General features: G+C 66.1%; 12 protein-coding genes. 3 read left to right on the forward strand and 9 right to left on the reverse strand.

The features are described from left to right. Window positions 1-79: 79 nt before the first annotated feature. Window positions 80-1423: an aminotransferase-like domain-containing protein gene (locus ACN8M7_RS16125; protein ID WP_490261425.1), complete on the forward strand. Its 1344-nt coding sequence runs from the start codon at window positions 80-82 to the stop codon at window positions 1421-1423. Here ACN8M7_RS16125 and ACN8M7_RS16130 read toward each other — a convergent pair. Together ACN8M7_RS16130 and ahr are read right to left on the reverse strand one after the other, a co-directional pair. Continuing rightward, the gene (locus ACN8M7_RS16130) at window positions 1413-1856 is read right to left on the reverse strand and encodes an acetyltransferase (RefSeq protein ID WP_490261426.1); all 444 of its coding nucleotides are present in this window, start codon (window positions 1854-1856) and stop codon (window positions 1413-1415) included. The two genes, ACN8M7_RS16125 and ACN8M7_RS16130, sit on opposite strands and share 11 nt — an antisense overlap. Window positions 1857-1914: 58 nt before the next feature. Then, complete coding sequence (ahr, locus tag ACN8M7_RS16135) at window positions 1915-2946, reverse strand: NADPH-dependent aldehyde reductase Ahr (RefSeq protein WP_490261427.1); 1032 nt, start codon at window positions 2944-2946, stop codon at window positions 1915-1917. A 173-nt stretch (window positions 2947-3119) separates the two neighbouring features. Between ahr and ACN8M7_RS16140 the strand changes: the two genes are divergently transcribed. After that, window positions 3120-3689, forward strand: coding sequence for a pseudouridine synthase (locus ACN8M7_RS16140; RefSeq protein ID WP_490261558.1), 570 nt, complete (start codon window positions 3120-3122; stop codon window positions 3687-3689). Between the two features lie 47 nt (window positions 3690-3736). Here the strand turns inward: ACN8M7_RS16140 and ACN8M7_RS16145 are convergent, their stop codons facing one another. The 5 genes from ACN8M7_RS16145 to ACN8M7_RS16165 form a co-directional block, all read right to left on the reverse strand. Further along, window positions 3737-4129 carry a globin gene (locus tag ACN8M7_RS16145; RefSeq protein WP_490261428.1) on the reverse strand — a complete coding sequence of 131 codons (393 nt, stop codon included), beginning with the start codon at window positions 4127-4129 and terminating at the stop codon, window positions 3737-3739. A 77-nt stretch (window positions 4130-4206) separates the two neighbouring features. Then, window positions 4207-4425, reverse strand: coding sequence for a DUF2788 domain-containing protein (locus ACN8M7_RS16150; RefSeq protein WP_003240295.1), 219 nt, complete (start codon window positions 4423-4425; stop codon window positions 4207-4209). Between the two features lie 90 nt (window positions 4426-4515). Next, a complete protein-coding gene (locus tag ACN8M7_RS16155) occupies window positions 4516-4995 on the reverse strand; it encodes an Lrp/AsnC family transcriptional regulator (protein WP_004424680.1) in 480 nt (159 codons plus the stop codon). Between the two features lie 362 nt (window positions 4996-5357). Further along, window positions 5358-6239 (reverse strand): cation diffusion facilitator family transporter, encoded by an 882-nt coding sequence (locus ACN8M7_RS16160; RefSeq protein ID WP_490261429.1) that lies wholly within the window; start codon window positions 6237-6239, stop codon window positions 5358-5360. A 4-nt stretch (window positions 6240-6243) separates the two neighbouring features. Continuing rightward, complete coding sequence (locus tag ACN8M7_RS16165; RefSeq protein ID WP_490261430.1) at window positions 6244-6663, reverse strand: polyribonucleotide nucleotidyltransferase; 420 nt, start codon at window positions 6661-6663, stop codon at window positions 6244-6246. 129 nt (window positions 6664-6792) lie between these two features. Here ACN8M7_RS16165 and hrpB point away from each other — a divergent pair, with 129 nt between their 5' ends. Beyond that, window positions 6793-9327: an ATP-dependent helicase HrpB gene (gene hrpB / locus ACN8M7_RS16170; protein WP_490261431.1), complete on the forward strand. Its 2535-nt coding sequence runs from the start codon at window positions 6793-6795 to the stop codon at window positions 9325-9327. Between the two features lie 4 nt (window positions 9328-9331). Here hrpB and ACN8M7_RS16175 read toward each other — a convergent pair whose 3' ends face one another. Both ACN8M7_RS16175 and ACN8M7_RS16180 read right to left on the reverse strand, forming a co-directional pair. Beyond that, the gene (locus ACN8M7_RS16175) at window positions 9332-10666 is read right to left on the reverse strand and encodes a sensor histidine kinase (protein ID WP_490261432.1); all 1335 of its coding nucleotides are present in this window, start codon (window positions 10664-10666) and stop codon (window positions 9332-9334) included. Next, window positions 10663-11343: a response regulator gene (locus ACN8M7_RS16180; RefSeq protein WP_490261433.1), complete on the reverse strand. Its 681-nt coding sequence runs from the start codon at window positions 11341-11343 to the stop codon at window positions 10663-10665. Before ACN8M7_RS16180 ends, ACN8M7_RS16175 begins: the two co-directional genes overlap by 4 nt. Window positions 11344-11450 lie beyond the last annotated feature (107 nt).

The following is an 11450-nucleotide window of genomic DNA, read 5'->3' on the forward strand; positions in this document are numbered from 1 at the left end:
ACGGATGCTCCGGGTGGCGTTGACCCCGATGCTAGTGCGGCGCATTGTATGGGTAAATATTTATATTGCATGGCAAACAATGTGGCTTCCTGATCTGCAAGACAGTTCCCTGCCCACTTACCTGGCACTGGTCGAGGCGATTGCTGCGGCTATCGGCCGTGGCGAGCTCAAGCCAGGTGAGCGCCTGCCGCCGCAGCGCCGCCTGGCCTGGACGCTGGGTATCAATCCGAGCACGGTGATGCTCGCCTACCGCGAGGCGGCGCGCCGGCATCTGGTGTCCGGTGAGGTCGGGCGTGGCACCTACGTGCTCGCTGGCAGCCGCGAGGCGAGCCTGTTCCGTCTCAAACAGCCGGCCACGCAGGGCGCGCTGATCGACCTGTCGACCAACGTGCCGGTGCATGACCCGGACAACCACGATCTTTCCGCCAGCCTCGCTGCGCTGGCAGCACGCGGCGAGCTGGATGCGCTGCAGGCCTACCCCTCGGCGGCGCTGGTCGAACGCGCGCACCTGGCCGGCGCCACCTGGCTGCGCCGCCGTGGCCTGCTGCTGGCGCCGGGTGGCCTGCTGCTTTGTGCCGGTGCCCAGCAGGGCGTCTCCGCTGCTTTGCTGGCGCTGTGCGAGGCGGGCGAACCGATCCTGGTGGAGCGCTACACCGCGCCGGGGATCAAGGCCGCCGCGCGCCAGTTGCGTCTGCCGCTGCACGGCGTGGCGATGGACGCGCACGGCATTCTGCCCGATGACTTCGACCGCCTGGCGCGTGCCACCGGTGCGCGTGTGGCGGTGCTCACGCCCTGTCTGCAGAACCCCACTGGCGCCAGCCTGAATGCCGAGCGCCGCGCGGCGATTGCCGAGGTGGCCAGGCAGCGTGGGCTGTGGCTCGTCGAGGATGATGTCTACGGCGTGCTCGGCAGTGAGGCGCCGCTGGCAGTGCAGGCGCCCGAGCGCTGTCTGCTGATCAGCAGCCTGTCCAAGAGTGTCGCGCCAGGCTTGCGCCTGGGCTTTATCGCGGGCGCGCCGGAGCTGCTCGAACGCATCGACCCCGAGGCCCAGGCCACGCGCTGGGCGGTGACGCCGCTGAGTCTGGCGCTGGCCTGCGAGTGGATCGAAAGCGGGATTGCCGATCAGCGCCTGGCCTGGCAGCTCGACGAGCTACAGCAACGCTGGCGCCTGGCCGCGCGCGTGCTCGGGCCGCGCATGCCGCAGGGTCGGGCGGTGGCGCCGCATTTGTGGCTGGACGTTGCGGCGCCGGTCGGTCTGGCCGAGGCCTGTCGGCAAAATGGTGTGGAGGTGGTGCCGGCCGAGGTGTTCGCGGTGGAGGCCAATCCGGGCTGCGCCGTGCGCATCAGCCTTGCGGCGGCAGCCAGCCGGGTGCAGCTCAAGCAGGCGCTGGAAGGGATCGTGGCCGCTTGGCCTATGGGCTGAGCGTCATATGCAGGATGGGGAAGGGCCGCCCGCCACCATCCAGGCGCGAGCGCTCGGTGACCACGAAGCCCAGATGCTGGTAGAAGCCCACGGCCTGCGGGTTCTGCTCGTTGACGTCGACGCGGGTGGCGCCCAGCTCGTCGATGGCATGGCGCATCAGCCGCTTGCCTACGCCCTGGCCATGGCAGGCCGGGTCGACGAAGAGCATTTCCACCATGCCCTCTGCGCAACCGAGAAAACCCAGTATCCGTCCCGCTTCGTCTCGCGCGCAAGTCAGTTGCACGGCCGGGAAATACTGCTCGCGCAATAACGGCTTGATCACCTGCAGGTCGCTTTCCGGCAGGAAGTGGTGGGTGGCGCGCACGGCGGCCTCCCAGATTTCCACCAGGGTGGGCAGGTCGGCTGCAGTGGGGGTATCGAGCATCATTGGCATGCTGGCAGGTATCAAGGGAGAGCAGGGCGCAGAGCATGCCAGCTCTGCGCCCGTGCTGTCATTTGCTGGCGTCGAGCACCACGCGGTAGCGCGCCTTGCCGCTGCGCAGGTGATCGATGGCTGCGTTCACCTGGCTCATGGGAAATTGCTCGACCTGCGGCAGGATCTGGTGGCGGGCGCAGAACTCGAGCATGGTCGCCATGGTTTTTGGCGAGCCCACTGGCGAGCCGGACAGGCTCTTCTGCTGCGGGATCAGGTTGAACACATGCACCGGGATGGCACTGGGCACGATACCGACGAAGTGCAGGCGACCCTTGCCGCCCAGGGTGCCGATCAGTGCCGCCCAGTCGAGGTCGGCACTGGCGGTGACCAGAAGGAAATCCAGGCTGCCGGCAATCGCCTTCATCGCCGCGCTGTCGGTGGAGGCCACCACCTTGTGCGCGCCCAGGCGCTTGGCTTCGTCCTGCTTGTTCAGCGATGAGGTGAAGGCGGTGACCTCGCAGCCCCAGGCGTTGAGAAATCGCAGCGCCAGATGACCGAGGCCACCGATGCCGACCACGCCGACGCGGTCGGTGGGCTTGATGTCGAACTCCAGCAGTGGGCTGAACACCGTGGAGCCGGCGCAGAACAGCGGGCCGACCAGGGCCGGGTCGAGCCCTTCGGGCAGCGGCACGGCCCAGGCCCAGTGCGAGCGCAGGCGATCGGCGAAGCCGCCGTGGCTGCCGACGATGGTCGGTTTCACCGAGCGGCACAGGTTGTGCGAGCCTTCCATGCACGAGCCGCAGTGCATGCAGCTGCCCTTGTACCAGCCGATGCCGACACGTTGCCCCAGCTTGAGACCGCGCGCCTGATCGCCCAAGCGGACGATGGTGCCGACCACTTCATGGCCGGGGATGAAGGGGTAGCGGGCATTGCCCCATTCGTTGTCGATCATCGACTGGTCGGAGTGGCAGATGCCGCAGTACTCCACCGCCACCTCCACCTCTTCGGCGCCGAGCGGGCCGGGATCGTAGCTCAGGCGTTCCAATGGCGCCTTGGGCGTGGTGGCGGCCCAGCCGGTGAAGGTGGCGAGTTCGGCGTTGTTGCTCATCGGTGGCTCCTGATCGCAGGGTAGAACCAGCAGCTTAGTCGCTCTGGCTGGACGTGGAAGCACCATCAGCGGCGCTTATCGTGGGTTACACTGCGCGGCCCGGTTCCAGCGAAGCCCGTTGCATGTCACGCCCTCGTTCCCCTGCCAATCGCCGTCCAGCCGCTCCCCGTCGCGTGGCCAAGGCGCCGCCTGCACAGCCCCGCCTGCTGCTGCTGAACAAACCGTTCGACGTGCTCACGCAGTTCAACGACGATCAGGGCCGCGCGACGCTCAAGGACTTCGTCGAGGTGCCTGGTGTTTATCCGGCCGGGCGCCTGGATCGTGACAGTGAGGGCCTGCTCCTGCTGACCAACGATGGCCGTCTGCAGGCGCGTATCGCCGACCCCAAACACAAGTTGCCGAAGACTTACTGGGTGCAGGTGGAGGGCGAGCCGAGCGAGGCGCAGCTGCGGCAGTTGCGCGAGGGCGTGACGCTCAATGACGGTCCGACCCTGCCGGCCGAGGCGCGGCGTCTGGACGAACTTGAACTGTGGGAACGCAACCCGCCGGTACGCTTTCGCAAGAACGTGCCGACCGCCTGGTTGGAGCTGGTGATTCGCGAGGGACGCAACCGTCAGGTGCGGCGCATGACGGCCGCAGTCGGTTTGCCCACGCTACGCCTGGTGCGCGTGGCCATCGGCCCCTGGCGTCTGGATGGGCTGCAGCCCGGCCAATGGCGCGAGGAGCCGGCCAGGCTGGATTGAACTCAGGCGTTTTGTCGCAGGGGCGGCCCTGGCGAACATGACCTGAGTCAATAACCGGCCTTGATCACGGCGATACCTTTGTTCAGCACTTCACGCCAGGCCTGACGCACATCGGCGTCGCATTCCTTGTCGTGTTCGCTGACGGTCAGCAGCAGCGCGTCGAGCCACAGGTCGTAGAGTTCCGGGCGGATGTCCAGATGCTGGCGCGAGTGGGATTCGCCGAGGGCACGCAGCTTGGTGTCGGACATGCCGCGGGCGTGCATCACCAGATTCATGATGCCCTGGCGCAGCAACTGCTTCTGCGCGGTCATGTCGGTGTCGACGAATTTCTCGCGGATCAGCGGCGAGCTGGCGAGGAAGTGGCGGTAGAAACTGTCGAAGAAATCCGGGCTGGCGCAGCAGCGTCCATAGCTTTGCATCACCAGATTGGCGGCGCTCATGTGTAGCTCCTTGAGTGGACTGCAGGCCGCATCTGGGCGACCTGGCATCGAACGGATATGTCGCGTTGGCCGGGCAGTCAGCCGTGAATGCCGCGCGCGGTCTCGATGATATAGGTGATGATCGGCTTGGCAAGGAAGGCGAACAAGCACAGGCCCAAGCCAAGGAACAGGATGGCGGTGCCGAGGCGGCCTGCCTTGGACTTCTTCGCGAGGTCCCAGATGATGAAGAACATGAACAGCATCAGGCCGCCCACCAGGACGTACATCATCAGGGCTTCAAATTGTTCGGTTTCCATGGTGCCTCGTAGTTCGTACGGCAAGCGCAGGGCGGAAATTATACGCGCCCTGACCTGGTGCGCGGCATGATCCGCCTCAACCTGCGACTTTCAGTCGCGCAGGTGCTGCAATGGCAACTGCGTACTGGACAGAATCTGCTGCAGCACGAAGCTCGAACGCACGCTGGAGACACCGTCGATACGGGTCAGGGTGCCCAGTAGCAGTTTCTGGTAGTGGTCCATGTCCGGTACCACCACCTTGAGCTGATAGTCTGCGTCCATCCCGGTCACCAGGCAGCACTCCAGTACTTCCGGGCATTTGCGGATTTCATCCTGAAAGTGCTCGAAGCGCTCCGGGGTGTGCCGGTCCATGCCGATCAGCACGTAGGCGGTCAGGCTCAGGCCGAGCTTCTTGCGGTCGAGCAGAGCCACCTGGCCAGTAATGTAGCCGTCGTCTTCCAGCTGTTTGACCCGACGTGAGCAGGGCGAGGGGGACAGACCGATGCGTTCGGCCAGCTCCTGGTTGGACAGGGCAGCATTGCGCTGCAATTCGGCGAGAATATTCAGGTCGTAGCGGTCGAGTTTGTCCATTTTCTGGTTGGCTCATTATTTGATTGCGCTAGATAGTGCTCCTTTAGCTTTAAATTGCGCAATTGGTAAATTTGTAAGCAATATTAGCAATCTTATTTCGGTGCGGCGGGCGTAAGCTTTCTCTCAGTTTCACGGCCCGGACGACAAGTCCTACCGGCCTCGCCCAACCAGGTGAGCCGGCGCCGACGGTCCTACCGGATCGCACCGGCACCCGGGTCCGCACTGCCCAACCAGGCGGGCGACGAAAGCGGCGACAACATCGCCAGTACCGGACAGATTCCCCAAGGGGGCCGCAAGGCCCCTTTTTTATTGCCTGGAGTTTCTGTGGCGCGAGGATCGGAAGGCGGGGAAGGGCGTTGCGCTCAGTGCTGGACGACTTCCTGCGGGTCGGCGTGCACCAGCACTTCGGCGCGCGGGTAGTGCTCATGGATCGACTTTTCCACCGCCTCGCAGTGTGCATGCGCGTCGGACAGGCTCATCTCGCCTGGCAGTTCCAGGTGCAACTGGACGAACCAGCGTGTACCGGAAATGCGGGTGCGCAGGTCATGGGAGCCGAGTACCCCAGGTACGGCATTGGCCAGTGCGTACATGTGCTGCGTGGTTTCACTGGGCAGCTCCTCGTCCATCAGCACGGCCACCGCGCCACGCACGATGCTGATGGCACTCCAGAAGATGTAGAAGGCGATACCGATGGCGAAGATCGCATCCATCTGCAGCCAGCCGAATTGGGTCAGCAGCAATGCAAGGAGGATGCTGCTATTGAGCAGGATGTCGGAGCGGTAGTGCAGCGAGTCGGCGTGAATCGCGGTGGAGCCGGTCTCGCGCACCACCTTGCGCTGGAACACCAGCAGGGCGCCGGTCAGTGCCAGCGACAGCAGCATGACGGCGATGCCGACACCTTCGCCTTCCAGCGGCTGTGGCGACTGCAGGCGCTCGATGCCCTGCAGACCAATGAGCACGGCGCTGACGCCGATGAACAACGCCTGGCCCAGCCCTGCCAGGGCTTCGGCCTTGCCGTGGCCGTAGCGGTGATCCTCGTCGGCCGGACGTAGCGCGAAGTGCACGGCGATCAGGTTGATCAGCGAGGCGGCGCTGTCGAGCAGCGAATCGGTGAGGCCGGCCAGCAGGCTGACCGAACCACTGAGCCACCAGGCAATCGCCTTGGCCAGCACCAGTGTCAGCGCCACGCCCAGCGCGGCGCGGGTGGCCAGGCGCATCAGCCTGGCATGCTGCGGGTTGTGCATCGACTCAGGCCGCCGGACGCAGGCCGTACGCGGCCAGTTGCTCGCTGCTGCCGCTGTGCTGGATCAGGCGCGGATCGTCGAGTGGCAGCTGGTGGCCGGTGCTGGTTTCGATCAGGGTTTTCAGCGCGTACTGGTCGACTTTGCCGTCTGCGTCGATCAGTTGCTTGAGCTGTTGCGGGTCGACCTGGGCGCTCTGGCCTTCGGGCAGGTAGATGGCACCGGTGGCGAAGTCCACGGCGAAGGCGATCAGCCCCGGAATCACGTAGAACAGGATGCCGATGGCGTTGGCCCCGGCGATCACCGGGTCGATCCTGCCTTCGATCTGACCCCGACGATCCGGATAGAAGATCGAGCCGCAGGCGGTCAGTTGAGCGAGCAGGGTGGCGGCGACAACGCCGGCGATGACGCGGGATTTCGTGCGCATGGGCACCTCCATAAATAAAGTGGCGCAACTATAGCAAGGCGATGATTGCAAAACTGCTGCCCGCTGTTTCAGACCGGCAAGTCGGCTGGCGGTTCGCCGCTATAATCGGCGGCCTGTTGTGGAGAAATGATGAACAGCCTGCCAATCGACATCCTGTTACCTGCCTTGCGCGACGCCCTGGCCGAGCGTCACGAAGTTGTACTGGAGGCGCCGCCCGGCGCCGGCAAGACCACCCGTGTGCCCCTGGCGCTGCTCGATGCGCCCTGGCTGGCCGGGCAAACCATCCTCATGCTCGAACCGCGTCGCCTGGCTGCGCGCGCTGCGGCCGAGCGCCTGGCCAGCGAGCTGGGCGAACGGGTCGGTGAGACGGTCGGCTACCGCATTCGTCTGGACAGCAAGGTGGGGCCGAACACGCGCATCGAGGTGGTCACCGAGGGCATCCTCGCCCGCCGCCTGCAGGATGACCCGGCGCTGGATGGCGTCGGCCTGGTGATTTTCGACGAATTCCATGAGCGCAGTCTCGATGCCGACCTGGCCCTGGCGCTGACGCTCAACGGCCGCGCCATGTTCCGTGCGGCCGACAGCGGTGAGGCGCCGCTCAAGGTGCTGCTGATGTCGGCCACGCTGGAGGGCGAGCGCCTGGCCGCGCTGCTCGGCGAGGCGCCGGTGCTGCGCAGCGAAGGGCGCATGTTCCCGGTGGATATCCGCTGGGGCGCGCCGTTCCAGCCAGGGGAATGGATCGAGCCGCGCGTGCTGCAGACGGTGCAGCAGGCGCTGGCCGACGAGCCTGGCAGCCTGCTGGTGTTCCTGCCGGGCCAGGCCGAGATTCGCCGCGTGGCCGAGCAACTGGGCGAGCTCCTGGCGGGGCGCGATGACATCCTGCTCTGCCCGCTGCATGGCGAACTGGAGCTGACTGCCCAGCGCGCGGCCATCGAGCCGGCTCCGGCCGGCAAGCGCAAGGTGGTGTTGGCTACCAATATCGCCGAGACCAGCCTGACCATCGACGGCGTGCGCGTGGTGATCGATGCCGGCCTGGCACGGGTGCCGCGTTTCGATCCGGCCAGCGGCATGACCCGTCTCGACACCCAGCGCATCTCCCGCGCCTCCGCCACTCAACGCGCTGGCCGAGCCGGCCGTCTTGAGCCCGGCGCCTGCTATCGGCTGTGGTCGCAAGCGCAACATGAACAGCTCAGCGCCTATTCCGGCGCGGAAATCCTCGCGGCCGATCTGGCCGGGCTGGCCCTGCAACTGCTGCGCTGGGGCGTGACGCCGCAGGAGCTGTGCTGGCTCGACGTGCCACCGCCTGCGGCATACGCCCAGGCCGTCGACCTGCTGGCCCGTCTCGGTGCGCTGGACGAGCGTGGCGCGCTCAACGTCCATGGCCAGGCCATGGCCGAGCTGCCCAGCCATCCGCGTATCGCCCATCTGCTGCTACGCGGCCAGGCGCTGGGCCTTGGTGCGTTGGCCAGCGACCTGGCGGCGTTGCTCTCGGAGCGCGACATTCTGCGCGGCGGTGGCGCCGATCTGCACAGCCGCCTGGCCCTGCTCAGTGGCGAAAGCCGCGCCGGGCGCAATGCCCAAGGTGGCGTGCAGCGCGCGCGGCAGTTGGCCCGGCAATTTGGGGGGCTGCTGAGAGGCCGGCCGATCGGTCAGGCGGTAAGCGAGCCCGAGCATCCGCGCTGGCTCGGCTGCCTGCTGGCCTTTGCTTATCCGGATCGCATCGCCCAGCAGCGCCGCGCCGGTGGCGCTGACTATCGCCTGGCCAATGGTCGCGCGGCGCAGTTCGGCGAAGCCGACGCATTGATGAAGCATGAATGGCTGGTGGTGGCCGATCTGGGCAGCCGCCAGGGCCAACGCGAAGAACGCATCTACCTGGCCGTCGATCTCGACCCGGCGCTGTTCGCGGGTGAGCTGGCCGAGCAGGTCGAGGTACTGGAGGTGCTCGACTGGGACGAACGCGAAGGCGTGCTGCGCGCCGAGCGTCAGCGCAAGGTCGGCGAACTGGTACTCGAGCGCCAGGCGCTGGCCGCGCTGGACGAAGAAGCGCGGGGTCGCGCCCTGGTCGGCCTGGTACGACGCAAGGGCCTGGAACTGCTGCCGTGGACGCCCGAGCTGCGTCAGTGGCAGGCGCGGGTGGCGCTGCTGCGTGAGCTGGACATCGAGCAGCAGGGGCAGAGCGAATGGCCGGATTTGTCCGATGCCGCGCTGCTGGCCAGCCTGGAACAGTGGCTGACGCCGTTTCTGGGCAAGGTCAATCGCCTCAGCCACTTCGCCAACCTCGACCTGCCTTCGATCCTGCAGACGCTGTTGCCCTGGCCGCTGCCGCAACGCCTCGACGAGCTGGCGCCGCGTGCGCTGGGTGTGCCGTCCGGCTCGCGCATCACCATCGACTACACGGAACACCCGCCGGTACTCGCCGTGCGCCTGCAAGAGCTGTTCGGCCTAGCCGCCACACCACGCATCGCTGGTGGGCGTCTTGGCCTCAAGCTGCACCTGCTGTCACCGGCGCGCCGGCCGGTACAGGTGACCCAGGATCTGGCCAGTTTCTGGGCCAACACTTACATCGATGTGAAAAAGGATTTGAAAGGTCGGTATCCGAAGCACTACTGGCCAGACGATCCCTTGATTGCCGAACCCACTGCGCGGGCCAAGCCGCGCAAGTGAGGGCTCAGGGTGTTTCGCGGCGTAGCGCTGCGCCCAGTTGCACTTCCAGGCCATCGCCATGGGCGATGAACTGCAGGGTGCAGCCGCAACGTTCGGCGATGGCCTTGACGATGGAAAGGCCGAGGCCGCTGCCATCGCTGTCGGCGCTGCGCCAGAAGCGTTCGGTGAAGCGCTGCAGGCGTTCAGGGGTAATGCCCGGTCCCTGGTCGCGTACCTTGAACAGCACGCCATGCGGGCCATCAAGGGCTATGTGCAGAGACACCGAGGTTCCTGCTTTGGTATGGCGGCGGGCGTTTTCCAGCAGATTGCGCAATGCCGCGATGGCCAGGGCCGGTGGCATCGCCAGGCAGCGTTCGGGCAGATCGTCGGCGCAGCTCAGCTCGATGGCCGCACCGGTTTTCTGCGTGGCATCGGCGATAGCCTGACGAGCGATCTGCAACGGTCGGCAGGGCAGGCCTTCATCGAACGGCAGGTTGCCCTCGACCCGTGCCAGCATCAGCAACTGCTCGAGGATGCGTTGCAGGCGGTCGGCGCCCTGTTCGGCCATGGCGATGGCCGTGCGTGCGTTGTCGCCCTCGGTCATCGCCGCCACTTGCAGGTGGGTTTTCACTGCCGTCAGCGGGCTGCGCAGTTCGTGTGCGGCGTCGTCGGTCAGCCTGCGCTCGCGCTCCAGGGTGTCGCCGATGCGTTGGAACAGTTGGTTCTGCGCCTCGACCAGGGGCGCCAGTTCTTCCGATAGACCGGTCAAGGGCAGCGGCTCGCTGGTATTGGCGCTGCGCCCGGCGAGTGCGGCGCGGATTCGTTCCAGTGGCGCCAGGCCGCGACCGAGCCCGATCCACAGCAAGGCCAGGCTACCGAGCAGGGCGACCACGACGGGCAGCGCCGCAGCCAGTAGAATCGAGCGTTTCAGCGTGGCACGCTCATCCAGGCGATCGGCCGTGGTGATGCGCAGATCACCTTGGATCAGGGTGAAGCTGCGCCAGGGGCGGTCACCGATGATCTGGTCGCGAAAACCTTTCTGACCCGCGTCAAGCAGGTCGTCCGGTGTCGAATGGCTGCGCGCCAGTACCTCGCCGCGCAGCGAGCTGATCTGGCAGGCCAGGCCGTTGGGAATACCCAACTGCTCTGCGCTCAGATGTGGCACGCCATCATTGGCCGTGCGTGCCTGCGGTAGTTGCACCAGCAAACCCGCAACCATGCGCGCGGAGGCGGCCAGGCGTTCGTCGAGTGACTGCATTAGCTGGTTGCGCAAGTCATAAAGCATCCAGGTCGCGGCCAGCGACCAGAGCAGGACGAAGGCGGCGCCAAGGCCGAGGGTCAGGCGCAGGCGCAAGGTCATGGCTGCTGCTCCTCATGTCCGGCAGGGCCGAGGCGATAGCCCAGGCCGCGCACCGTTTCGACGATGCCGTTGCCGAGTTTTCGCCGCAGGTGATGGATATGCACGTTGAGGGCGTTGCTCTCGACCTCGTCATCGAGGCCGTAGACCGAGTCCTTGAGGTGTTCGCTGCTGAGGATGCGCCCCGGATTCTGCAGCAACGCCTGCAACAGCGCCTGTTCGCGGCGCGAAAGATCGATGGGCTGGCCGCAAAGACTCACCGCACAGGTGGTCGGGTCGTACTGCAATGGCCCGTGATCGATCAGGTGCGTGGTCCGGCCTGCGGCGCGACGCAGCAGGGCGTGCAGGCGGGCAGCCAGCTCGCGAAGATCGAAGGGTTTGGTCAGGTAGTCGTCGGCGCCGGCCTGCAGACCAGCAACCCGCTCGGCGATGGCGTCGCGTGCGGTCAGGACCAGGACCGGCAGCACCATGCCGTCGCGGCGCAGACGTTGCAGCAAGGCCAGGCCGTCTTCGTCGGGCAGGCCGAGGTCGAGAATCAGCAGGTCGAAATGGCTGTGCTGCAACAGGCTTTGCGCCGCCGCCGCACTGGCAGCATGGGCGACGGTGAACCCCTGGGCTTGCAGGCCGGCGATCACGCCGCTGGCGATCAGCGAGTTGTCTTCGGTAAGCAGAACATGCATGGGCGGTAGTGGCGGCAGAGGGCGAGTCGACAGTATCGCTCATCGCGATTAAGGCAGGATTATTGGCGCTGATTGGCGGGCTGTTAATCGGCTGTTAATTGCACTTT

The organism is Pseudomonas spartinae, assembly GCF_965197125.1.
Taxonomy (GTDB): domain Bacteria; phylum Pseudomonadota; class Gammaproteobacteria; order Pseudomonadales; family Pseudomonadaceae; genus Aquipseudomonas; species Aquipseudomonas composti_A.